General features: G+C 60.1%; 17 protein-coding genes and 1 pseudogene. 8 read left to right on the top strand and 10 right to left on the bottom strand.

Annotation, left to right across the window (positions count from 1 at the left end):
• The first annotated feature begins 130 nt into the window (after positions 1 to 130).
• Together tyrR and GT756_RS01030 are read left to right on the top strand one after the other, a co-directional pair.
• Complete coding sequence (gene tyrR / locus GT756_RS01035) at positions 131 to 1,672, top strand: transcriptional regulator TyrR (RefSeq protein WP_004203915.1); 1,542 nt, start codon at positions 131 to 133, stop codon at positions 1,670 to 1,672.
• Between the two features lie 100 nt (positions 1,673 to 1,772).
• Positions 1,773 to 2,825 (top strand): AbrB family transcriptional regulator, encoded by a 1,053-nt coding sequence (locus GT756_RS01030; RefSeq protein ID WP_165707797.1) that lies wholly within the window; start codon positions 1,773 to 1,775, stop codon positions 2,823 to 2,825.
• Between the two features lie 70 nt (positions 2,826 to 2,895).
• Here the strand turns inward: GT756_RS01030 and tpx are convergent, their stop codons facing one another.
• A complete protein-coding gene (tpx, locus tag GT756_RS01025) occupies positions 2,896 to 3,402 on the bottom strand; it encodes a thiol peroxidase (protein ID WP_004203917.1) in 507 nt (168 codons plus the stop codon).
• Positions 3,403 to 3,504: 102 nt separating this feature from the next.
• Between tpx and ycjG the strand changes: the two genes are divergently transcribed.
• Positions 3,505 to 4,470, top strand: coding sequence for an L-Ala-D/L-Glu epimerase (ycjG, locus tag GT756_RS01020; RefSeq protein ID WP_023318053.1), 966 nt, complete (start codon positions 3,505 to 3,507; stop codon positions 4,468 to 4,470).
• 2 nt (positions 4,471 to 4,472) lie between these two features.
• Here ycjG and mpaA read toward each other — a convergent pair whose 3' ends face one another.
• Complete coding sequence (gene mpaA / locus GT756_RS01015; protein WP_023318054.1) at positions 4,473 to 5,180, bottom strand: murein tripeptide amidase MpaA; 708 nt, start codon at positions 5,178 to 5,180, stop codon at positions 4,473 to 4,475.
• Positions 5,181 to 5,252: 72 nt separating this feature from the next.
• Here mpaA and GT756_RS25705 point away from each other — a divergent pair.
• Positions 5,253 to 5,345: pseudogene (locus tag GT756_RS25705) on the top strand (hypothetical protein); the annotation flags it as partial.
• Positions 5,346 to 5,366: 21 nt separating this feature from the next.
• Positions 5,367 to 6,983 carry an ABC transporter substrate-binding protein gene (locus tag GT756_RS01010; RefSeq protein ID WP_135698498.1) on the top strand — a complete coding sequence of 539 codons (1,617 nt, stop codon included), beginning with the start codon at positions 5,367 to 5,369 and terminating at the stop codon, positions 6,981 to 6,983.
• 302 nt (positions 6,984 to 7,285) lie between these two features.
• Here the strand turns inward: GT756_RS01010 and GT756_RS01005 are convergent, their stop codons facing one another.
• Entirely contained in the window at positions 7,286 to 8,170 is an 885-nt protein-coding gene (locus GT756_RS01005; RefSeq protein WP_004203922.1) for a LysR family transcriptional regulator, read from the bottom strand.
• A 169-nt stretch (positions 8,171 to 8,339) separates the two neighbouring features.
• On the opposite strand from GT756_RS01005, the gene GT756_RS01000 reads away from it, so the two are divergent.
• The 3 genes from GT756_RS01000 to GT756_RS00990 all read left to right on the top strand — a co-directional run bounded on the left by GT756_RS01000 (position 8,340) and on the right by GT756_RS00990 (position 11,692).
• The gene (locus tag GT756_RS01000; protein WP_043521183.1) at positions 8,340 to 9,473 is read left to right on the top strand and encodes an alpha/beta hydrolase; all 1,134 of its coding nucleotides are present in this window, start codon (positions 8,340 to 8,342) and stop codon (positions 9,471 to 9,473) included.
• Between the two features lie 68 nt (positions 9,474 to 9,541).
• Entirely contained in the window at positions 9,542 to 10,744 is a 1,203-nt protein-coding gene (locus GT756_RS00995) for an MFS transporter (RefSeq protein WP_135698500.1), read from the top strand.
• Positions 10,745 to 10,822: 78 nt separating this feature from the next.
• On the top strand, positions 10,823 to 11,692 hold the full coding sequence (locus tag GT756_RS00990) for an aldo/keto reductase (RefSeq protein WP_135698502.1): 870 nt from the start codon (positions 10,823 to 10,825) through the stop codon (positions 11,690 to 11,692).
• Positions 11,693 to 11,716: 24 nt separating this feature from the next.
• On the opposite strand, the gene GT756_RS00985 is transcribed toward GT756_RS00990, so the two are convergent.
• From GT756_RS00985 to GT756_RS00955, 7 genes are read right to left on the bottom strand one after another with little or no spacing between them, the layout of a single operon-like run.
• Positions 11,717 to 13,915 (bottom strand): glycoside hydrolase family 2 TIM barrel-domain containing protein, encoded by a 2,199-nt coding sequence (locus GT756_RS00985; protein ID WP_135698504.1) that lies wholly within the window; start codon positions 13,913 to 13,915, stop codon positions 11,717 to 11,719.
• Positions 13,905 to 16,598 carry a response regulator gene (locus GT756_RS00980; protein WP_135698506.1) on the bottom strand — a complete coding sequence of 898 codons (2,694 nt, stop codon included), beginning with the start codon at positions 16,596 to 16,598 and terminating at the stop codon, positions 13,905 to 13,907. The genes GT756_RS00985 and GT756_RS00980 overlap by 11 nt, the downstream gene beginning before the upstream one ends.
• Before the next feature lie 2 nt (positions 16,599 to 16,600).
• Positions 16,601 to 17,035: a globin gene (locus GT756_RS00975; protein WP_004179506.1), complete on the bottom strand. Its 435-nt coding sequence runs from the start codon at positions 17,033 to 17,035 to the stop codon at positions 16,601 to 16,603.
• Positions 17,032 to 18,426 (bottom strand): DUF3131 domain-containing protein, encoded by a 1,395-nt coding sequence (locus tag GT756_RS00970; RefSeq protein WP_135698508.1) that lies wholly within the window; start codon positions 18,424 to 18,426, stop codon positions 17,032 to 17,034. The genes GT756_RS00975 and GT756_RS00970 overlap by 4 nt, the downstream gene beginning before the upstream one ends.
• Positions 18,411 to 19,958, bottom strand: a complete 1,548-nt coding sequence (locus GT756_RS00965; RefSeq protein WP_135698510.1) for a DUF3131 domain-containing protein — start codon at positions 19,956 to 19,958, stop codon at positions 18,411 to 18,413. The genes GT756_RS00970 and GT756_RS00965 overlap by 16 nt, the downstream gene beginning before the upstream one ends.
• Positions 19,955 to 21,286, bottom strand: coding sequence for a DUF3131 domain-containing protein (locus GT756_RS00960; RefSeq protein ID WP_048294580.1), 1,332 nt, complete (start codon positions 21,284 to 21,286; stop codon positions 19,955 to 19,957). The genes GT756_RS00965 and GT756_RS00960 overlap by 4 nt, the downstream gene beginning before the upstream one ends.
• Entirely contained in the window at positions 21,283 to 23,100 is a 1,818-nt protein-coding gene (locus GT756_RS00955) for a glycosyltransferase (protein ID WP_019704221.1), read from the bottom strand. Before GT756_RS00955 ends, GT756_RS00960 begins: the two co-directional genes overlap by 4 nt.
• Between the last annotated feature and the right edge of the window lie 122 nt (positions 23,101 to 23,222).

Below are 23,222 nucleotides of genomic sequence, written 5' to 3'. Positions count from 1 at the left end.
CCGCCTGACTTTACGGCGCAGCGCCCATTTTTCCGCCACACTGTCAATAATTGTTGACAGTTAGCTTCCCGAAAGTCCATTCCTGGCCTATTATTCTCCGGTCATTGGCACTTTTAGGGTGAACACTCCCATGCGTCTTGAAGTCTTTTGTGAAGACCGCCTCGGTCTGACTCGTGAATTGCTCGATTTGCTGGTGCTGCGCGGCATTGATCTGCGTGGTATCGATATTGACCCTATTGGCCGTATCTACCTCAATTTTGCCGAACTGGAGTTCGCCACCTTCAGCAGCCTGATGGCGGAGATCCGCCGTATCGCCGGCGTGACAGACGTGCGCACCGTGCCGTGGATGCCATCTGAGCGTGAACATCTTGCGCTCAGCGCGCTGTTGGTGGCGATGCCGGAGCCGGTGCTGTCGCTGGATACCAAAGGCAGGGTCGAACTGGCCAACCCCGCCAGCTGCCTGCTGTTTGGCCAAAGCCAGGCGAAGCTGCGTAACCATCCGGTGGCCCAGTTGATCGCCGATTTCAACGTCCAGCGCTGGCTGGAAAGTAGCCCGCAGGAGACGCATGCGGAGCATGTGGTGGTGAACGGGCAGAACTACCTGCTGGAAGTGACCCCGGTCTATCTGGAAGGGGAGCATAACGAGCGAGTGCTGACCGGCGCCGTGGCGATGCTGCGCTCAACCGTGCGCATGGGACGGCAGCTGCAGACCATGACCAGCCAGGACACCAGCGCCTTCAGTCAGATCCTCGCGGTGGGGCCGAAAATGCGCCACGTGGTGGAGCAAGCGCGCAAGCTGGCGATGCTCAGCGCGCCGCTGTTGATTGTCGGCGATACGGGCACCGGCAAAGATCTGCTGGCGCATGCCTGCCATCTGGCCAGCCCGCGGGCGGGCAAACCCTATCTGGCGCTTAACTGTGGCTCCATTCCCGAGGACGCGGTCGAGAGCGAACTGTTCGGCGACGCCCTGCAGGGCAAAAAAGGCTTCTTCGAGCAGGCCAACGGCGGTTCGGTGCTGCTGGATGAAATTGGCGAGATGTCGCCGCGAATGCAGACCAAGCTGCTGCGCTTTCTCAACGACGGCACCTTCCGCCGCGTCGGCGAGGATCATGAAGTACACGTCGATGTGCGGGTGATCTGCGCGACGCAGAAAAACCTGGTCGAGCTGGTGCAGAAAGGACTGTTCCGCGAAGATCTCTACTATCGCCTCAACGTCCTGACCCTGTATCTGCCGCCGCTGCGCGACTGCCCGCAGGACATTATGCCGCTGACGGAGCTGTTTGTTGCCCGCTTTGCTGATGAGCAGGGGATCCCGCGGCCGAAGCTCTCCGCCGACCTGAGTACGGTGCTTACCCGCTACAGCTGGCCCGGCAATGTTCGTCAGCTGAAAAATGCTGTCTATCGCGCGCTAACCCAGCTGGAAGGATTCGAACTGCGTCCGCAGGACATTCTGCTGCCGGATCACGACGTCGCCTCGCTGCCGGTGGGCGAGGAGGCCATGGAAGGGTCGCTGGACGACATTACCCGCCGTTTTGAGCGCTCGGTGCTAACCCAGCTCTATCGCAGCTACCCCAGCACCCGTAAGCTGGCGAAGCGGCTGGGGGTGTCGCATACCGCCATCGCTAATAAGCTGCGTGAATATGGCCTGAGTCAGAAAAAGGGCGACGAATAATCCCGCCAGGCCGGCGACCTATGTCGCCGGCATTCGGCCTGCAAAGCGGGCCAAACCTGTATATACTGGTTTTTTAATTCTTTTTCCGGGGTGGTGCATCTTGGCGTCGCGTCGCGCGATCGGGCAGTGGCTGATATTGCTGCTGCTCTCCGTTCTCTTTTCCTCGCTGCTGTTACGCCTTCATTTGCCGGCAGCGCTGCTGCTGGGGCCGCTGATCGCCGGTCTCATTTTGAGCCTGCGCGGGGTAAAGCTGAGCATCCCTCGCCCCTGTTATCTGGCGGCGCAGGCCATTGTTGGCTGCATGATCGCCAGGGCGATTAATCCCTCTGTTTTTGGCGTGCTGTTCGCTAACTGGGCGCTGGTGCTGGCGATCCTGTTGACCACCCTGGCGATCAGCGGCCTCACCGGCTGGCTGCTGGTCCGCTACAGCGCGCTGCCGGGCGCCACCGGCGCCTGGGGAAGCTCTCCCGGCGGGGCGTCGGCAATGGTAGTGATGGCCCAGGAGTACGGGGCAGATGTGCGGCTGGTGGCGCTGATGCAGTATCTACGGGTGCTGTTTGTCGTCGGCGCGGCGGCGCTGGTGGTGCGCTATGCCCTGGGCAACGAGGCGCAGGCAATGAGCCAGGCCATCGTCTGGTTTGCGCCGTTGACCCTCAATTTTCCTATCACGCTGTTGCTGACGGCGGCGGCCTGTTGGCTGGGCGTGCGGCTGCGCATTCCTTCCGGCGCCATGCTGCTGCCGATGCTGCTCGGCGCGCTGGCCCAGGGGGGCGGCTGGGTGATGCTGGAGCTGCCGGAGTGGCTGCTGGCGATGGCCTACGCGGTGCTGGGCTGGACGGTGGGACTGCAGTTTAACAAGGCGGTGTTTCTGTTGGCCCTGAAGACGCTGCCGCATATTATCGCCTCCATTCTTGGGCTGATCCTGATGTGCGCCCTGATGGCCCTCGGCCTGACCCACATTCTGCAGATGGATTTCATGACCGCCTATCTGGCCACCAGCCCTGGCGGACTCGACACGGTGGCGATTATCGCCGCCGGTACCCGGGCGGATATGTCGTTCATCATGGCGCTGCAGACGCTGCGGCTGTTTACCATTTTGCTGACCGGTCCGGCGATGGCGCGGACGATTTCCCGCTATGCGCCGCGGCAATAAAAAGCCCCCGCAGAGCGGGGGCTGAGCAAAGCGAATGTCCGCAGGCGCGCTGCGCCAGGGCAGTCTGTTATCAGGCTTTCAGGGCGGCCAGCGCGGCGTCGTAGTCCGGCTCTTCGGTGATTTCGTTCACCAGCTGGCTGTAGACGACCTGATCGTTTTCATCGATAACGACCACGGCGCGAGCGGCCAGGCCAGCCAGCGGACCGGCAGAGATAGCGACGCCGTAGTCAGCGAGGAACGATGCGCCGCGCAGCGTGGAAAGGGTCACCACGTTGCTCAGGCCTTCGGCGCCGCAGAAGCGAGACTGGGCGAACGGCAGGTCAGCGGAAATGCACAGCACCACGGTGTTGTCCAGTTCAGCGGCCAGCTGGTTGAATTTACGCACTGATGCGGCGCACACGCCGGTATCAATGCTCGGGAAAATATTCAGTACTTTACGTTTGCCGGCGTACTGGCTCAGCGCGACGTCAGAGAGATCTTTGGCGACCAGCGTAAACGGCTGCGCTTTAGCGCCTGCCTGCGGAATGGTGCCCTGAACAGAAACGGGGTTGCCCTGGAAATGCACGGTTTGTGACATGGTTATCTTCCTGTTTACATATAGTTAACGTCGCGAGTAGTGTATGACATCCGCCAGCTACACGGCAAACCCTATTTAACATTGACCAGAGAGGACAAGGGAATGCGTAACGTGCGAGTGTATGAGGAAGCCTGGCCGCTCCACACCCCCTTTGTGATCGCCCGCGGCAGCCGCAGCGAAGCAAAAGTGGTGGTGGTGGAACTGGAAGAGGACGGTGTGAAAGGCGTGGGCGAATGCACGCCTTATCCACGCTATGGCGAAAGCATCGCGTCGGTCATGGCCCAGGTGATGGCTATCGGCGAGCAGCTGGAGGCGGGACTTACCCGCGAACAGCTGCAGCGGCTGCTGCCCGCAGGCGCCGCGCGCAATGCCATTGACTGCGCCCTGTGGGATCTGCAGGCGCGGCGCGAAGGCAAAACCTTGCCCCAGCTGCTGGGAGTGACGTTGCCCGAGCGGGTGATCACCGCCCAGACGGTGGTCATTGGCACGGCGGATCAGATGGCGGCCAGCGCCGCGGCGCTGTGGCAGAAGGGTGCTCAACTGTTGAAGGTGAAGCTCGACGACCGGCTTATCAGCGAGCGGTTAATCGCTATTCGCCAGGCGGCGCCGCAGGCCACGTTGATTGTCGATGCCAATGAATCCTGGCACAGCGAGGGGCTGGCGGCGCGCTGCCAGCTGCTGGCGGACCTCGGCGTGGCGATGCTTGAGCAGCCGCTCCCCGCCGACGCCGATGCGGCGCTGGAAAACTTCGTTCATCCGTTACCGATTTGCGCCGACGAGAGCTGCCATACCCGGGAGAGCCTGCCGAGGCTGCGCGGGCGCTATGAGATGGTCAATATCAAACTGGACAAAACCGGCGGCCTGACCGAAGCGCTGGCCCTGGCCGGGGAGGCTGAACGGCAGGGCTTTGAACGGATGCTGGGCTGTATGCTCTGCACCTCGCGCGGGATCGCCGCCGCGCTCCCCCTGGCGCCGCTGGCGCGCTTCGCCGACCTCGACGGCCCGACATGGCTGGCGGTGGACGTTGAGCCGGCGCTGCGGTTCAGCACCGGCGTGCTTCATCTTTAAGTTTAAGCCTGCCAGCGCAGCAGGTCGGTCATCGCCGGCAGGTAACGCTCCGTTGCCTCGTCGGCGGAGACCGGCGGAAACTCGGCGGTGATGCAGGGGAGCCCGATATCGGCGCACCAGCTGCCAAAGGAACCGGGGGTGTCGTAGCCCACGCTGCCCACCAGCGGCAGTGAGAAGGCGTCGGCCAGCCAGTGTCCCAGCGGGCTGTGTCCCGGGTCTTCGATGCAGGCCAGCGGATCGTGAAAGGAGACCACCCACGCCGGATGGATCTGATGGATCAACTGACACAGGGCCTGGGTCTCCCGCTCCGAGCCAGGTTGCTCGCCGGTCAACAGCACCACGTCTCGTTCCGCCGCCGCGCTGTTCCAGCGGTACACCGTTTCCCCTTGTCTCCAGTTAGCGGCCGGAAAGTTACGGTTGAGGTCCACGCCGCGGGCGTTGGCGCGTAGCCCGAGCTGACAGCCGTCAGGATTGACCGTCAGGACCACGTGGTGGCGGCGCAGCTCCGGCTTCAGGGTGCGCAGGGCGCAGGAGAGGGTCACAATCGACGAATTCTCATCGCCGTGGGTTCCGGCAATAATCAGGCCGCTGCGGCTGTCGGCCATCGGCGCAGGAAACCACAGCAGCGGCGCGCCCAGTTCCGAGCTGCCGTACTGCCGGGTTCCCGGCGGAAAGTCGCCGCGCTGCGGGCGAGGACGTGAAATAGACATAGGGCTTCCTGTGTGTCGTTATTATTCAGTGTTGGCGAAAAGCGTGTTGGAATCAAACCCATTCCCTGAGGCGTGAAATCCGACGGCACATCAATTTTCTATCATATGTTGTTTGCAATTTCAGGTGATGAAACAAATAATTATCGCTCTGTTGGCGGTGTTTTTTCTCATTTTAAAGGGGATCTTATGAAGTATCCTGTCGCTTTGACATGCGGCGCGCTGTGGTTAGCCAGCGTATCTTCTCTGGCCTGGGCGGCGGACGTACCGCCGGGCACGGTACTGGCGGAAAACCAGCAGTTAGTGCGCCATATCAAAGATGAACCCGCCTCGTTAGATCCCGCTAAAGCGGTGGGCCTGCCGGAAATCCAGGTGATCCGCGATCTGTTTGAAGGTTTAGTCAATCAGGATGCGAAAGGCAACCTGATCCCGGGCGTGGCGACCCGCTGGCAGAGCAACGATAACCGCGTCTGGACCTTTACCCTGCGCGATAATGCCCGCTGGTCCGACGGCACGCCGGTCACCGCTGAGGACTTCGTCTATAGCTGGCGGCGTCTGGTGGACCCGAAAACCACCTCGCCGTTCGCCTGGTTTGCCGCGCTGGCGGGGATCGCCAACGCGCAGAACATCATTGACGGCAAAGCCGCGCCGGAGACCCTGGGGGTCACCGCCGTCGACGCCCACACCCTGCGGGTGCAGCTGGATAAGCCGCTGCCGTGGTTCAGCAACCTGACCGCCAGCTTTGCCTTCTATCCGGTGCAAAAAGCCAATGTCGACAGCGGCGCGAACTGGACGCGGCCCGGCAGCCTGGTGGGCAACGGCGCCTATGTTCTGAAAGATCGCGTCGTGAATGAAAAGCTGGTGCTGGTGCCGAACAACCACTACTGGGATAACGCCAAAACGGTGATCCAGCAGGTCACCTTTGTGCCGATCAACCAGGAGTCCGCCGCCACCAAGCGCTATCTCGCAGGCGATATCGATATCACCGAATCTTTCCCGAAAAATATGTACCAGAAGCTGCTGAAGGATATTCCTGGACAGGTGTATACCCCGCCGCAGCTGGGCACCTACTATTACGCCTTTAATACCCAAAAAGGGCCGACAGCGGACGAGCGGGTGCGACTGGCGCTGAGTATGACCATCGATCGCCGGGTGATGGCGGAGAAAGTACTGGGGACCGGGGAAAAACCGGCCTGGCGCTTCACACCGGACGTAACGGCGGGCTTCACGCCGCAGCCGTCGCAGTTTGAGAGTATGAGTCAGGCCGAGCTTAACGCCCAGGCGAAAGCCCTGCTGGCTGCCGCGGGCTATGGCCCGAATCGTCCGCTGAAGCTGACGCTGCTGTATAACACCTCTGAGAACCACCAGAAAATTGCCATCGCGGTGGCGTCGATGTGGAAGAAAAACCTCGGCGTGGAAGTGAAGCTGCAGAACCAGGAGTGGAAAACCTATATCGACAGCCGTAACACCGGCAATTTCGATGTGATCCGCGCCTCCTGGGTAGGGGATTACAACGAGCCGTCCACTTTCCTGTCGCTACTGACTTCCACCCACAGCGGAAATATTTCCCGCTTTAACGATCCGGCGTACGACAAAATCCTCGCCCAGGCGGCGGTGGAGAATTCGGCCAAAGCGCGTAACGACGATTACAACGCGGCGGAGAAGATCATTATGGCCAAAGCGCCAATTGCGCCGATCTACCAGTACACCAACGGTCGGCTGATTAAGCCGTGGCTGAAAGGCTACCCGATCACCAACCCGGAAGATGTGGCCTACAGCCGTACCATGTATATCGTTAAACACTGATGCGTACTGGCCTCCTGCTCAGGGCAGGTAGCCATTGCTGAACCCAGAACTGGCGCGGATTGCGGCGCCAGTTATTTATTAATAAGTAAATCAGCCAATTGAGAATTTGGTGCTTTAAGCTTTGCCAGATCTTAAAAATTAATATCGTCTTCATATAATGAAAAACCAGAACTAAATAATTTTTCATGTTCGAAATATATAAAAAGGCTGTCCTTTTCATATTATATATTCAGTAACTGGTCGCACCGAAGATCGACTTAAGTGAAAATACCAGTTTTCTCTAAGCCTGAAGGCGACCTCTACTACATTCGCAATGTATCAATGACCGCTCTCAGCGCGGGCGACACATTTCGGTGCGGGTAATAGAGAAATGAACCTTCCAGACGCTGGCTATAGCGCTGGAGCACCCGGATAAGCGTACCGCGTTGCAGATCATCTGTGACCAGCTCCTCCGGGACATAAGCTAGTCCCAGCCCCAGCCGCGCCGCTTTGGCCTCCATATAGCTGTCGGCGAAAGCCCACTGTCCCTGAGGCGGGTGGGTAATTTTTTTGCCTTCCACGTTAAGTTCCCAGGCGTACAGGCTGCCGTCGCCGAACTGATAGGCGATGCAGGGATGACCGGTTAAATCGGCAGGGGTTTGCGGAAAGCCGTAGCGACGAAAATGCTCCGGGGTTCCGACAACCGCCATCTCCATATCGGGCGAAATACGTACCGCAATCATGCCACTCCCCACTTCCGGGCCCAGACGCACGCCCGCATCGAAACGCTCCGCAATAATATCGACGAACCGGCTTTCGGTGATCAGTTCCAGGCGGATATCGGGATAGCGTTGTTTAAATATCGCCAGCTTAGGCAGCAGAACTTTATCAATAGCGTGCTGGCTGGCATTGATGCGAACCGTACCGGACGGTGTTTGCCGATAATGGGCCAGCGTGGCGAGTCCCATATCTAAGGCGTCGAAACCGGATTCGACATTGTGATAGAGCTGCTCACCCGCCTGAGTGAGCGACAACCGGCGGGTGGTGCGCACCAGAAGCTGAACGCCCAGCCGCTCTTCGAGTTCGCGAACCGCACGGCTGATCCCGGACTGCGCCAGACCCAGTCGTTGCGCTGCGGCGGTAAAACTGCCTTCCCGCACCACCTGCATAAACAGGTAGAGGTCATTATAGTTTTCCCGTTTCGCCATCTTCCGCCTCGTAACAATCGCGCTATTTAGAACTAAATGGTATTAATCTTAGCATTTTTTAGCCTCTAATAAGCACTTTTATTGCTAGCTACAATAAGCGCATGACAACAAAGCCCAGCAGCGTTGTCCTCTGGAGACTGGTTTTTACACGTTTATTTAGGGGGATTTAATGACGGTTTTCAGCAAAAAAATGACAGCCACGATACCCGCCATGCTGCTATGCGCCTTATTAAGTGGAGCCACAACGATGAGTTATGCTGATACAACTAACCCGAACGCACCTGTTTCATTGATTGAACAATGGGATAAAACATTCCCGGAGAGCGCAAAAGTGGATCACCGTAAGGTGACCTTTCAGAACCGCTACGGGATTACCTTAGTTGGAGATCTCTACCTGCCGAAGGATCGCGGTGAACGCAAACTGGCAGCTATTGCCGTGAGCGGTCCCTTCGGCGCGGTAAAAGAGCAGTCCAGCGGCCTGTATGCCCAGACGCTGGCCGAACAGGGGTTTGTCACCCTGGCGTTTGACCCATCCTATACGGGCGAAAGCGGTGGCTACCCACGCAACGTGGCCTCACCGGATATCAATACCGAGGATTTCAGTGCCGCGGTGGACTTTCTGGGCCTGCAAAAAGAGGTGGATCGCAACCGTATCGGTTTGCTCGGCATTTGCGGCTGGGGTGGTATGGCCCTAAACGACGCGGCGATGGATACACGCGTCAAAGCGGTGGCGACCAGCGTCATGTATGACATGAGCCGCGCGATGGGTCATGGGGTAGGCGATGGCAAAGACCGCTACACGACAGCCGACCGCCGAGCGGTACTGCAGTACTTGAACGCGCAGCGCTGGAAGGATGCGGCAAACGGCACTTTCGCCCCAGGTGGGCATGACATATATGTTGATGATAAAGGCAACGTCAGCGCTGCCGCTCGTATTTTGCCGGAAACCTTGCCCGCCAACCCCAACCCGGTGCTGAAAGAGTTCTTCGATTATTACCGTATGCCGCGAGGTTTCCATGCGCGTTCGGTTAATTCAACCGGGGCATGGAATGCGACGATGCCGCTGTCGTTTATGAATATGCCGCTGCTGAGTTACGCCAGCGAAGTGACTATTCCGACGCTTATTGTGACCGGCGAACAAGCCCATTCACGCTATTTTGCCGAAGATGCTTTCAAGGCGATCGGCAGCAAAGAGAAAGCGCTGGTGATTGTCCCTGGGGCAAACCATGTCGACCTCTATGACAACGCCGCGGGCAAAATTCCCTTTGCTACGTTCGCGCAGTTTTTCGAAACCAACCTGTAATCGCTCTCCTGTGCCGGAGACATCCCCAAAGCCGCCTGCAGGCGGCTTTGTTTTGTCGGAGATAAATAATGTCTGGATTACATAACACCCGCGCATACTGGAGCGGCGTCCTGGCGATGACGCTCTGCGTATTTGTGCTCATTGCCTCAGAGTTTATGCCGGTCAGTCTGTTGACACCCATCGCGGGTGATTTACACATTACCGAGGGATTAGCAGGCCAGGGGATCGCGCTTTCTGGCGCGCTGGCGGTACTGACCAGCCTGACGATTTCCCCTCTTACCGGGTCGCTGGACCGTAAATGGCTGCTGCTGGGGCTCACGGCGCTGATGGCGGCCTCAGGATTGATGATTGCCCAGGCGTCCAGTTTTCCGGTTTATATGCTGGGCAGGGCGCTCATCGGGATCGTCATTGGCGGATTCTGGTCATTGTCGGCAGCAACGGCCATTCGGCTGGTGCCGCAACGCCAGGTTCCCCGCGCGCTGGCCATTTTTAACGGTGGTAACGCCTTGGCCACGGTCGTCGCGGCCCCGCTGGGCAGCTACCTGGGGGCCACCGTCGGCTGGCGCGGCGCCTTTTTATGTCTCGTCCCGCTGGCGATGGTAGCCTTCATCTGGCAATGCGTTAGCCTGCCATCGATGAAATGTCAGCGCGCACCACAGCGGCAGGGAACCGTGCTGCGTCTGTTCCGTCGCTCGACGGTATCCCTTGGATTGCTGGCCTGCGGGCTGTTCTTTATGGGGCAGTTTACCTTATTTACCTATGTGCGACCGTTTCTGGAGATAGTGACTCGAGTCACGCCTTCTGGCCTCTCCCTGATATTACTGGCGATTGGCGCCGCCGGTTTTGTCGGCACGCTGCTTATTACGACCGTTCTGAACGCCCGGTTTTATCCGACACTGGTGGCTATCCCTTTGTTAATGGCCGCGATTGCTGGAACGCTTCTGCTGGCCGGGCACCACACAGGTTCAGTCGCCGTACTGTTAAGCCTGTGGGGCCTGCTGGCGACGGCAGCGCCCACCGGCTGGTGGACATGGATTGCGCGGACGCTGCCCGAGGATGCGGAGGCGGGCGGTGGTCTGATGGTCGCCGTGATCCAACTATCGATTGCCCTCGGGTCAACGGCAGGAGGCCTGGTGTTTGATAGTCTGGGATGGCGCAGCACTTTTGCTCTGAGCGGTCTGTTACTTTTGGGCGCGGCAGGGGGGAGCTTCCTGCTTTCTGTCAAACACAGGAGATATCAGCGCACTGCGATTAATGAGCTGGATGCATAAGTCAAATCACAAATGACGGGGTAATCGCGGCGATGTTTCTGGTCTATCATGAAATTTTTAACAAACTGAGACTGCACCGTGGAATATTGTGTATTAAGTAACAACCGTAAAATGCCGATGCTGGGTTTTGGCGTTTTTAAGGTGACCGATAAAGCAGAGTGTAAGCGGGCGGTGCTGAACGCTATTCGTGCCGGCTATCGCCTTATCGATACCGCTGCCGTCTACGATAATGAAGATGCGGTGGGGGAGGCCGTGCGCGAAGCCATCGCCGAAGGTCTGTGTACCCGCGAGGCGCTATTTATCACCTCCAAACTGTGGGTTCAGGACATGGCCAACGCCGGGATGGCGAAAGCCGGTATCGCGGCGTCCTTAAAAAAATCCGGGCTGGAATACTTCGATCTTTATCTGTTGCATCAGGCGATGGGCGATTATTTCAGCGCCTGGCGCGCGCTGGAGGAGGCTTATGAGGCCGGTATCCTGAAAGCGATTGGCGTGTCCAATTTCTACGCCCATGTGTTAGCGAACTTCTGCGAAACCGTCAGAATTAAGCCGATGGTGAACCAGGTCGAACTGCATCCTTATTTCGCCCAGCCCGCGGCGCTGGAAACCATGAAGCACTATCACGTTCAGCCGGAGGCCTGGGCGCCGTTAGGCGGCGGCAGACATAACCCGTATGAAGAGGCAACGCTGCAGGAGATTGCCGATGCCCATCATAAAACCATTGCGCAGGTTATCCTGCGCTGGAACGTGCAGCGTGGCGTCACGGTCATTCCAAAATCCACCCGCCAGGAGCGTATTAAAGAGAACTTTGCTATCTGGGATTTCTCGCTCACCGCGCGCGAAATGGCGCAAATCAGCGCTCTGGATTTAGGCTATGTCGGCGAAGCGGTAAAGCACTTTAACCCTGAATTCGTTCGCGGTTGTCTGGGGGTGAAAATCCACGACTGATCGCGGCTCAGCGGGAAGCCTCCTTCATTTCGCTGCCTGAGCCGCGGCGACGGGTTCGCTATGCTGGTTAGCCCCCACGCGTTTGCCGCGACGGTTGTCGATGCGGTAGACGATCGTCACGGGCTGCTGGCCGGCGGGGGTGACGGTCAGCTCTCTGACCATCTGGCCGGCGTCGGGCGGCAGGGTCCGCGTGGTTTCCCCCTGAGTCAGTATCCGACCATTTTGCCTGACCTGCCAGGTCAGGCGACAATTCTCGCAGGCCGTCCAGGTATCGTTAATCGCCCACAGGCGCACCGTCGCCGGGCTACCCTGACGCCAGCTGGCGGTCACCGGCTCGATGGACGGCAGGATCGGCTGATAGGCGCGCTGCAGGGCATAGTAACCCGCCTTTGGCTGGCGCAGATAATCCACCACCCCCCAGTTGATGGAGGGCCATGTCTCGACAAACATAAACTGGAACAAGGCGGTCACCGGCTGATAACGCTGGCGACGATAGCTCTCCGCCGCCAGGGCCACCAGCCTGGCCTGATACGCCTGGGTGTTTTCAATCATCTCCTGAATATTGTTGCCTCGCGGAATCCCGGCGAATTTAAAGGTCTGGAAAGGCTGAAAATTATGGTACTTCCATCGCACCCAGCCGGGATCGTCGGCGGCGGTGGTTTTCGGCCACAGCAGACGGGCCGGGATAATGGTCTTCAGGGTGGAGAGGCGGGGCAGCGCCTGGGCGCCAAACTCGGTAATAATCCCGGTTTTCGCCGGGGCGAGCAGGTCGCGCAGGGTGCCGAAATACCACCCTGCCCAGTAGTGCTCTTCGACAGCGGAAAAGCGATGCACGATGCGGGAGGTGTCTTCCGCCAGCGCATCGCCCACCCGCTGCGTCAGGGTCTGGTTTAAGGTTTTACGCCAGTCGGGGAAGCGTTTCTCCATCCACGGCGAGTTCCACGGCGGCTCGTTGTGACCGCCCCAGACAATAATCGCCGGCGAATTGCCGAACTGGTCCATCATCGCCCGGGTCTGGCGCACGGCGTTATCGGCGAAGGCGGCGCTATCATCATAACCCCACTGCAGCGGGACATCCTGCCAAATCATGAGTCCCATCTCATCGGCCACCTCATACAGCGCGCGGCCCGCCACGTGGCCATGAACGCGGATGGCGTTGGCGTTCATCGCCGTGACCAGTCTGAAATCCCGACGATACTTTTTCCGCGTCATGGTGCTCAGCCACGGCGAGCCAATATAGTTGCTGCCCTTGATGAACAGCCGTCTGTCATTGATGCGCCAGCCCTGATTATCCGCCAGCGCTTCTACCTTACGTAATCCGGTGCGGGTGACGGCGGTATCCATGATCCCCCGCTTATCCACGAGGGTGGCGCGCACGCGGTACAGGTTCGGTTTACCTGTGCCCACCGGCCACCAGAGCTTTGCCGAGGGCATGGGCAGCGAGACGCGCAGAGTGCCTGCGGTATTCTCCAGGGTGACCGCAAAGGCCTGCTGAAAAGGCGGGCCGGAAAAATTGTCCGGGGTGGCCGTCAGGCGCAGCGTGACGGGGCCGGGCGTCACGGCCCGATAGCGGATTTCGGCACGCAGCATGGGCTTCTCCAGCCCCTGTCGCCAGTCCGGGCGCAGGATCACCTCGTCGATAGTGACGCCGCGGCTCAGATGGAGCTTCACCGGCGCCCAGATCCCCCCGGAGTTGGCATCCTGCCCCTGAACCGACCAGGCGCCGCCCGGACGGGTATCGTGCTGATTCAGGATCCCTTTCATCAGCGTCTTGTGCAGCGGCCAGATTTTTTGCGGGTCTTCATAGGGGCTGTCGACCCGCACGGCGAGCTGATTATGGCGGCGAACGGCCCCGGTGATGTCCACCGGGAAGCGCTGAAAATAGCCTTCGTGCCGGGTCAGCGTCTTGCCGTTGAGCGCTACCTCGGCAAAGTAATCGACGCCGTCAAACACCAGCGTAGCCATGGCGTCCGGCGTCAGGCCATGCAGGGTAAATTGATGGCGATACCACAGGGCGCCCTGATGATCGTATCCGGCGCTGTACCAGTTTGCCGGTACCCGCAGCGTGCGCCAGTCGCCGTCCGAAGCCTGCGCGCCGGCGAAGGCGCTGTCGTTGGCGTCATGCACCCGCCATTGTCCGGCCAGTGACCAGGTCACCGGCGCAGAATCGGCGTGCGCCAGCGGCAGGCAAATGACCAGCAGCAGAAGACGTCTAGCGATCACGGGGAACCTCCTGCGTTCTGCGGCGCAGCCACAGGTGGCAGCCCGCGATCGCCTCGGTCAGCGCGTCGCGCAGGTCGCCCGGCACGCTTTGGTCTGGCGAGGCCGCCTGGCTCTCCAGCCGCTGGAGCACACTGGCAAGGCGTTGAAAACCAAGGGTGGCCGCCTCGCCGCGCAGTTTGTGGGCGGCGCGGCGCCATGTCTCCCGGTCATTGGCGTCAATGGCGTGGTTGAGGGCGGCGGCCGCAGCATTAAGTCCTGCAGCGAAGAGTCCCAGCAACTCCTCGACAAGCTCAGGATCGTCGGCGCACTGCTTCAGCAGGCGGGCTTCGTCCGGCAGGCCTTCCTCTTCCTCCGGCGCGCTATCTTCCGCCGCGCCGACGCGGGCGATGGCTTCCCGTAGCGCCTCCTGGCTCACCGGCTTAGCGATATAGCCGTCAAAACCCATCGCCAGACAGCGTTCTCTATCGCCCTGCATAGCGTGGGCGGTCATGGCAATCGCGGGCTGATGTTGCCTGCCCAGCGCCTGGGTCTCTTCCCGCAGCAGGCGGATGGCGGTTTCACCGTCCATCTCCGGCATTTGCAGATCGATCAGCAGAAGATCCCAGCAGGCTGCGCGCCAGCGCTCCAGCGCTTCCCGACCGTTGTTCACTACTTCGCAGCGGTGACCCAACTGCTCCAGCAGCCGTCTGGCGACCTTCTGGTTTACCAGGTTGTCCTCGGCGAGCAGGATATTTAGCCCGGTCAGGTCCCTGACCGGTTGCGCAACGTGGGCAGGCGTTGTCGTCACCACCGGCGTGGGCACCAGAATGCCGGCGATAACCTGATGCAGTTCGCGCTGTGCCACCGGTTTATGCAGATAGTGGGCAATGCCGATGCGCTTAAGCATATTGGCGTCAAAATGACGGCTCATGGAGCTGAGCATAATAATCTGGCTTTGCCTGGCTTCAGGCAAAGCGGAGAGCTCCAGCGCCAGGGATACGCCGTCCATATCCGGCATCTGCGCGTCCAGCAGGATCAGCGGCCATGGCGGGCCTTCGGCGGCCCGGCGTAGCGCCTCGCCAGCGTTGTTCACGCAGGTTGGCATCAGTCCCATCTGGCGAAGCATGGCGTCAAGCAGGCGCAGGTTGGTGCTGTTGTCGTCAACCACCAGCACCCGCTGGTGATTGAAGCGGCTCAGCGGGGCGCTACCGGAGGCCGCGGCGTTCAGGCCTTCCAGCGGCAGGGTGAAGGCAAATTCGCTGCCTGCCCCAGGCTGGCTCTCCACCGTCAGCTCACCGCCCATCAGGCTGACCAGGCGGGCCGAAATGGTTAACCCCAGTCCGGTGCCGCCGTAGCGACGGGTGGTAGAGCTATCGGCCTGGCTGAAGGCCTCGAAGATCGCCTTTTGCTTCTCCGGGGCAATGCCGATGCCGGTATCGCGAATGCGAAAGCACCAGTGGTTTTCGTCCTCGGCCGGCGCTATCGCCAGCAGGACCTCCCCCTGATGAGTGAACTTCAGGGCATTACCCAGCAGGTTGGTCAGGATTTGCCGCAGCCGGGGGCCATCGACGATCAGCACCTCAGGCACCGCAGGGGAGATATCCACCAGCAGCTCAATGCCCTTTTCGCTGGCGGCAGGCATATGCGGGCGGATCAGCGACTGAACAAAAGGGCGGATCTCCAGCGGCTCTACGTCCACCTGCATCTTGCCCGACTCAATGCGTGAAAAATCAAGAATGTCATTGATAATGTGCAGCAGCGACTGGGCTGAGCTCATCACCAGCGAAAGGTACTCCCGCTGCTCCGCGGTCAGCGGCGTGTCGAGGCAGAGCTGCGTCATGCCGAGAATGCCGTTCATCGGGGTGCGGATTTCGTGGCTCATATTGGCGAGGAAAGCGCTTTTCGCTTCGTTCGCCTCACGGGCCTCCTTCGCCGCCTCAATGGCCAGCAGCTCTGCGGCTTTGCGCCGGGTAATATCCTGCAAGGTGCCGATCACCCGCTCTGCCTGCTGCTGCATGTTGAGGGTGACGATCTGCCCCGAGAGCAGCATCCAGCGCCAGCCCTGCGTCGGGTGCTGGACGCGAAGCTCACATTCAAAAACCGGCATGTGCTCGTTTTGCGAGGCGATCATCGCCTGCTGCAGAGTGGCGCGATCGTCCTCGTGGACCAGGTTGAGCATAAAGCGCAGCGGAAAGCGCCACTGCGCCCGCGACTGGCCGACCATCGCCAGCAGGGTGTCATTCACCTGCAGGCTGTCGCCGGAGACCTGCCAGTCCCAGATGCCGATCTGGATCGACTCCGCGGTGAATAAAAAGTCATCATGCAGTTGATGACGCGAACGCCGGGCCTCGTCAAGCTCGGTGATGTCGGTATGCAGGCTGACAATCCCGCCATCCGCCAGCCGCTGATGCTGAACGTAAATCCGGCGGTTGCCCGACTGGCGGACCTCGCAGTGGTTCGTCTGGCGGCAGTTGCGGATAATCGCCTCGCGCAGCGTCTGTTGCCGGCCTGGGTCGATGTTATATCCGGCATCGATAAACTTCTCCGCCAGGCTCTCAAGAGAGGCGCCGACGGCGAGCCAGGGCGCGATCGTTGGATAAAACAGCGCCACCTTATCATTCCAGGCCTGCAGTCGTTCGCGCTCATCGTAGATCATCACCGCCGAGGGCAGGAGGTTAAGGTCGTTACGGTTAGCGGCATGCATGATTACTGGCCAACAGTTTGATAGTGGAGCTCCGCCTGGCGGCGCAGATACTCGAGCCCAGGGGCGATGGCCATTGCCCATGCGGTGAGGATCTCCTCATCGCACAGCGGATCGCAGGCGCGGACGGTTTTGAGCATCGCTTCCCGCCAGAGGGCAAAAAACCGCGGCGGTAGACGCAGGCCTTCCTCGCTCTGCGCTCGCGCCAGCCGTTCCAGAAAATCGGGTACAAAGAGGTCGCCGTTGACCGCCAGCATGGCGAAAAAGCTCTTAAAGATCATCTGCTGGCCTTCCTCACCGGAGCGTTGGGAGAAGTGTTGCTCGGTTTCCGGTGACATATGGATAAAGGTGCTGTAGAAGGCCTGGAAGAAGCGCTGTTTGTCGTGCTCTGGTACGACGCGATTCAGGCTGGCTTCAAAGAGATCGCGATAAAATTTCATGGTGCGCTCCTCATGACCCGTTCGCCCGGCAGGCAGCGGCGGGGCGGGTTAAATTCGTCCGTCGCGCGGTGGGCAAAGTAGCTGTTGTCATCCGCGAGGCCGTTTTTGAACAACGGCCCGGCGTTGTGTTTGTAAAACAGCGCCTCCAGCACCATGGCGTTGGTGGAGAGGGTGAGGGCGGCGTTGACGTCGCCGGTGGCCTCGACCCGTCCTTCAAACCAGCCGCGCTGCGGGTCGTTAAGATGGGTAGTGACCGCCATCAGCGCATCGGTATACTCGGTTTCCCACAGCGTCCACAGGACAAAGACCGCTTTGGTGGTCACCTGCGCCAGCCGGGGGTAGTACTTCCCGTCGTCCCCGAGCGTATTCCAGGCGTAGCCATTCCCCCAGACGGTGTCTTCCACGTGCCAGGGCGCCTGGGTAAGCGAAAAATCGGCCCGGGCGGTAAGCATCTTATCCTGCGTCCAGCGCGTTTTCTGGCTGAGCCATATCCCTTCCGCCCGCTCGCGCATGGCTTTTTGCGCCATCTCCGGCACGCCGGGCGGCCGCCAGCCGAACTCCAGTCCAGGCAGCATGGCGGGCAGTGTAGAGAGCACCACGGGTTGCCAGGTGGTTCGCGGGTCGCGGTCGTCAACGGCGAGGCGGCGCTGATAAATAATCACATGGCGCGCCGGGGGGGAGAGGGCCTTGCCGGCCGGAAATCCCCACAGGCGAAACGCGCTGGCGGCGTATTCACTGTCTCCCAGCCGGAGCTCCTCGCGGATCGTCCGCTGACCGTTCTGCAGTGAGGCGGACCACAGCTCCCCGTCTTTATCGATAACCGGACAGAAGTTCCAGCGCAGGACAATTTTATCAATGTATTCACCATACTGCGGCGCGCGTTCGGCGGTGAGCCGCAGGGCGAGCATCAGTCGGGCCATATCTTTTGCTGACCAGCCGCTGGCCGCCGGTTTGCCGCTGAAGTCGACAGGGGTCGCCGTCTGAGTGGAGTATAGCCTGCCCGGCGAACCGCCGTCGGTCAGCGTCAGGCGATTGAGGGTGCCGAGCAGGGGCGTCAGGCGGGCGTCGAATTCCGCTTCCTTTACCAACCCCAGCTCTCTGGCGGCGAGCAGGGCGATAAGGGTGTCGCCCATCTGCCATAGCGTTGCGCGGGGCTGTTTGTCGCTGCCGTTGACCAGGCCGGTTTGCGGCTGGGTATTGTTCTCGACGTACCGCCAGGCGATCTGCGCCCACGTGCGCTCCTGCGGCGTCAGGCTGCTGATACGGGCAGTGGTGTGCCAGCCGCCTTTGGTCAGCCAGCGCCACCCCGCGCCTTCGTGACCAAACAGCGCCAGGGCGATAAGAAAAAGGACGACGGCGATGGCCAGCCTGCGGGCTATGGTTTTAAGCATTGCGCGGTCACCGGCGGAAGTTTAACGGGCTCGTCAGCCTTGCAGGCGGCACACTGGCAGGCCTGGCAGGCGGGTTTGGTGCGCTGGGTGGTCCCGGTCTGCTCGCACCATGTTTTGACGGCGGGGGTGTTGCTCAGGAACGGGCGATTGCGCGGGCCGTTATTGGGTTCAAAGAGATCCACCAGCTTCTTGTCCCACAGCGACGGGGCGAAATCGCGGTTTTTCGGATTGTCGCTGGAAAACTGCAGCAGTTTTCCCTCCTTTTTAAATAGCAGTGCTTCCAGCATGATGCCGTTGTTGTTGGCGGTAAACTCATTGATTGGCCCGTCGCCGTTCTCATACAACCCCTCGTAATAGCCTTTTCCCGCTTCGTTCGCGTTTTCAATGGCGTCCAGCAGACGATCGGTATAGGGCGAGTTCCACAGCACCCACATCCCCATCGCCGCTTTGAGCGACACGGCGGCGCTATTCGGTACGAACTGGCCTTTGTCGGTTATGGTGTTCCAGTTAAAGCCGTCGCTGAACACGGTGTCATAGACAAAGTACGGGGATTTATCGAGCTGATGCTCGGAGCGGGCGGTGAGGATCCCGGTGATGGCGTAGCGATTCTCCTGGGCCTGGTAGACCCGGTCAGCGAAGTTTTTCATCCAGGGATGGGAGTACTCGCGCGGGCTGTTGTTCCGGTCACCAGGGTTATCAAAGCCAAACTCCATGCCATACAGCACGTAGGATTCACTGACCACATAGTTATGCTGGCTGGTTTGCCGTGGGTCGCGCGAATCATAGGGGACCAGCACGCAGTAAATCTCCGCCAGCTCGTAGGGCTGCGGCCGGCTGGCCTGACAGGTGTTAAATCCCCACAGCTGAAAGCCCGCCGCGCCGTACTCCTCGTATCCCAGACGGCCTTCCTGAACGTATTTGGGCTGGCCGTTTTCCAGATACGCCCCGTACAGCGTGCCGCAGGGATCGACCACATGGCTAAAATCCCACCCCAGCACCACATTATCGATGCTGTTGCTGTATTCCGGATAGCGCTCCTTGATCACCTTCAGCCAGATCAGCATTCTGCCGATATCCAGCGCCGAAAAGCCGATTTCACCCGGCTTGTTCTGGTAGTTAACCTTTTGTCCGCTTATCGTGTTATAGGCTTTGTTGGGTAGTTCGTTACGGAATAAATCGAGCTTATTCAACGTGGCGAGAAACTTCAGCATCCGACGGTCAAACTCCGCCTTATCAATAATCCCCAACTCACGGGCTGCGGTCATCGCGGCCAGATAGGAGGCGCTGTCCCACATGGTGGTGGAGGGGTATTTGTTTACCGCATTCACCAGCCCGGTGGTGGGCTGAAAGTTGGCGACGAAGTATTGCCAGGCGTTTCTGGCGATAGTCATCTCCCTCGGCGTCAGCTCCCCGGTGCGCGGGGCGTATTCCGCAGCCGGCAGACCGGTCGCGGCCTGCGCGCCGGAGAGCGAGAGCCACAGCGCCATGAGTCCGGCCAGCAGGGGAAAACGGGAAAAATAGGTCAGCTTCATGGCGTTGCTCCTGCTGAGGAAGAGGGTAGAGGGGCAGGGCTCAGGCAGGCCAGACACAGCATCTGCCCCCGGGAAATGTAGGCCAGGCTTTCCAGCACGATCGCGTTGGTATCGCCGTCAATAACGTCGTTGACGCTGCGGTTGAGATTTAACCCTCGCTGCCAGCCCTTGCCCGGGACCTGCAGCGTCTGCACCTGCTGGCGCAGCGCCTCGCTCCAGCTATTACGGAACAGGGCGTACCAGGCAAAGGCGGTGCGGGTGGAGGTGATCGCCGTTTGCTCCGGGGCGGCGCTGCGTGGGGCGAAGGCGCTCTGCGGCTGCCGGTTCGCCAGCGCGCTGGCATAATCCGGCGCGGGCTCGGCGTAGTCAGTGCTGATCGGCGGCTTGCTGACCCTCAGGCTATGACGGCGCTGCTGGATTTGCATGATGCGCCAGGCGATCTCCGCACTCTGCGCGTCAAAGCCCAGCTCAAGTCCGGTGAGCAGGTACGGCAGGCTGATCAGTGAAGGCTGCCGACCCCAGGGCGTGCGCAGCCCCTCGTCGGGCACCATGATGCCGTCGATATCGATCATCTGCTGCCCCTGCGGCGGGTTGGTCACCGCCAGCCCCGCCGCGCTGTCGATCAACCGCAGCGTATGGCTGGCGTACAGCCGGTAGCCAAAGCTGTCCCGCGGTTCATCCGCCGCCAGCGCCCAGTGGTGCAGCGGCGCCGCGGCCTGGCTGGCGGGGCTGTTGCTGATGAGCGCGCCGACCCGCCACTGATTAAACAGATCCCGCACCGCGGCGGCGTGCTGAGGATAGCGCCAGAGCAGGGTTTGCAGGGCGGTGAGCAGGCGTCCCATACCGATGGCGGAGGAGTCCGGGTTGCCGAGGATCTGCAGCGTGTCGGCATGGTACTGAGCGGCGGGCAATCCCTGGGCGTTGAGGGGCAGTTGACCGAGGGTAAACAGGGCGGCGGCAATGCGCTCATCACCTTCGGCGGCGGTCACAATATGCAGCTGCTCTGCGGCGACCACGGCGAAAAGATAGCTGCCGACGCTCCACAGGCTGAGCCAGGGTTCGCCATCGTGCGCGTTGGCCAGGCCGTTTGGCTGGGTATTGTTGACATAATACTGCCAGGCCACCCGCGCCCAGATCGCCTCGTCAAAGGTCAGCTCGCGCGGGGGAGGGAGCGGCGGAAAATCCTGGCTCAACGTCATCCCGCCGCTGCTCTCGACGCGCGCGGGCATTTGTTTTTCCACCCACACGACAATCGCAAAACCCAGCAGGAAGCCAATGAGGATAGTGAGATAGCTGCGCGCGGATAGCAGGGCGTCGCGGATCCTCATCGGCTCGCCTCCTGCTCTTCGGGGGGCGTCCACATGGCGGCGAAGATCAGTGGCAGCATGGCGGCAATATTCACCGCGCCCCAGAAAATGTTGATGACGTACCCGGAGGGGTCGTCAACCTGACCGCGCGCCACCTGAATACCGCCCCATATCAGCCCCGTCAGGGTGAGCAAAACGATGGCAATTTGCGGCTTGACGAGATAGAGAAAACGGCCCGTCTGTCGCTCTTTCGGCGTAACGTGAAATTTTATCTGCTCCCCGCGCAAAACGGTGTCCAGCGCCCGCAGATTCATCGAGAAAAAGGAGAGGTAAGAGGCCCGGCCGTCCCAGGCAGAAATGCCCCAGGTGCCGAACATAAAGGCCAGTTCGGAGACAATAAAAAAGGGTAAAAAGTGCAGATAGAAAGGGGTAGACCACGCCGACACCGGCGGAATGCCGGTGAAGAGATAGATAACAGGCGAGATCAGGAACACGGTGTTCCACACGCAGGCCAGATACGACCAGAAGGTGGTCGCGTACATCAGCGTTTGCGGCAGCGAGAGTTTAAAGCGGCGTCGGTTGAAGATGTTGTCATGGAACAGGATATCCAGCGATCCGGCGGCGTACTTAAAGCGCTGGATCATCCACGTCAGCATATCCTGCGGAGAGAGCATTTTCGACTCGATCCGCGGGTGCATTACCGAGCGCCAGCGGCGGGCAGCGTCGCCGTGCAGCAGGATGGAGGTGTAAATATCTTCCGAGACGTGGAACTTATAGGGCGTCAGTTCAGTATCGAAGGCAACGTGGGGGCGCATGGCGTCCTGCAGCGCTTCCCGCGTTGCCGGGTCGCGAATATCCCGCGTATGACGCGCGATTTCGGCGTCAACGCTCCAGACGTAGCTGCGCAGCGCCGCCTGCATCACCGCTTCCCGTCGGTGAACGGAGGCGGCGCCACAGCAGAACGCGGCGTTAGCCCAGTTGCGGCGCCGTAAAATCACGTCGTAAAACATGCGCGGATCGTTGAAAAAAGGATCGCGACCAATAGTCACCGGACCGACGATTTTCTGCGCCAGCCAGCCCACGCCATAGCCTGCACCGCCTGCTTTACGCCGCAGCCAGCTCGCCAGATCCTCTCCTTCCGGGAGATCGAAAAACCATTGTGGGGTCTGCACCCAGGCGACGTCCGGATCGCGAAAATAGCCGAGCGTGTGGCTCAGCAGGGTCGGGAAAACGCGGGTATCGGCATCACAGATGATCAGAAAGTCGCCATCGGTATGTTCCAGCCCGTTGCGCAGGTTACCGGCCTTGTAGCCGATATTGCTCTGACGGGTGATATAGTTCGCCCCCTCCTGCTCGCAGACCGCCTTCATCTCCGGGCGACGCCCGTCGTCAAGGACATGCACTTTATAATCGAGCGGACCAGGATAGGTCATCTGCATGGCGTCACGGATCGACAGCCTGACCAGCTCCACGTCTTCGGAATAGGTGGCGATAAACAGATCGACTTTAATCGGCCTCGACTCCACCGCTTCATCCGCGCGCAGACAGTCGTTGATCTCCGTCGGGGGGACCCCTGGCGGAGGATCTTTTTCCTGCCATAAATTAATGGTGAACAGAACTGTGCCAATCCACGCCAGGGTTTCCGCCAGCACCAGAGGGATCGCATACCACAGTGCGTCAGTGTTTAAGGACGCGGTCCAGCGCCAGTAAATATAATTAGCGCCAAGCACCAGGGCGGCCACAGCTAATACCTGCCAAATCATTCTCACCCAGCGCGGGGTGCTGAGCGGTTCAGGCGGTCGGCGATGTTCAAAACGGGAAAAATAAAAATCCATAGCAAGGATATCCTGATTCCGCGCTGGGTTTGAATGACAGGTCTGTTATCGATTGGGGGCGTTCTGCAAAACGCACAGGGGCTTATAAATAACAGTAAAGTGAGTGTAGATGGTGGCGCAAA

This window comes from Klebsiella sp. Q2 (assembly GCF_009900705.1).
Taxonomy (GTDB): domain Bacteria; phylum Pseudomonadota; class Gammaproteobacteria; order Enterobacterales; family Enterobacteriaceae; genus Klebsiella; species Klebsiella quasipneumoniae.
Note: the sequence above shows the minus strand (reverse complement) of the source record. Positions and strands in the feature narration are given on the sequence as shown.

Bases quoted from the DNA above. Each gene is read 5' to 3' on its own strand.
- GT756_RS00970 (WP_135698508.1), bottom strand. From the start codon at position 18,426: ATGCTTAAAACCATAGCCCGCAGGCTGGCCATCGCCGTCGTCCTTTTT.
- ycjG (WP_023318053.1), top strand. From the start codon at position 3,505: ATGCGTAACGTGCGAGTGTATGAGGAAGCCTGGCCGCTCCACACCCCC.
- GT756_RS00965 (WP_135698510.1), bottom strand. From the start codon at position 19,958: ATGAAGCTGACCTATTTTTCCCGTTTTCCCCTGCTGGCCGGACTCATG.
- GT756_RS00980 (WP_135698506.1), bottom strand. From the start codon at position 16,598: ATGCATGCCGCTAACCGTAACGACCTTAACCTCCTGCCCTCGGCGGTG.
- GT756_RS00955 (WP_019704221.1), bottom strand. From the start codon at position 23,100: ATGGATTTTTATTTTTCCCGTTTTGAACATCGCCGACCGCCTGAACCG.
- GT756_RS01005 (WP_004203922.1), bottom strand. From the start codon at position 8,170: ATGGCGAAACGGGAAAACTATAATGACCTCTACCTGTTTATGCAGGTG.
- GT756_RS00995 (WP_135698500.1), top strand. From the start codon at position 9,542: ATGTCTGGATTACATAACACCCGCGCATACTGGAGCGGCGTCCTGGCG.
- GT756_RS01010 (WP_135698498.1), top strand. From the start codon at position 5,367: ATGAAGTATCCTGTCGCTTTGACATGCGGCGCGCTGTGGTTAGCCAGC.
- GT756_RS00975 (WP_004179506.1), bottom strand. From the start codon at position 17,035: ATGAAATTTTATCGCGATCTCTTTGAAGCCAGCCTGAATCGCGTCGTA.
- GT756_RS01000 (WP_043521183.1), top strand. From the start codon at position 8,340: ATGACGGTTTTCAGCAAAAAAATGACAGCCACGATACCCGCCATGCTG.
- mpaA (WP_023318054.1), bottom strand. From the start codon at position 5,180: ATGTCTATTTCACGTCCTCGCCCGCAGCGCGGCGACTTTCCGCCGGGA.
- GT756_RS00960 (WP_048294580.1), bottom strand. From the start codon at position 21,286: ATGAGGATCCGCGACGCCCTGCTATCCGCGCGCAGCTATCTCACTATC.
- tyrR (WP_004203915.1), top strand. From the start codon at position 131: ATGCGTCTTGAAGTCTTTTGTGAAGACCGCCTCGGTCTGACTCGTGAA.
- tpx (WP_004203917.1), bottom strand. From the start codon at position 3,402: ATGTCACAAACCGTGCATTTCCAGGGCAACCCCGTTTCTGTTCAGGGC.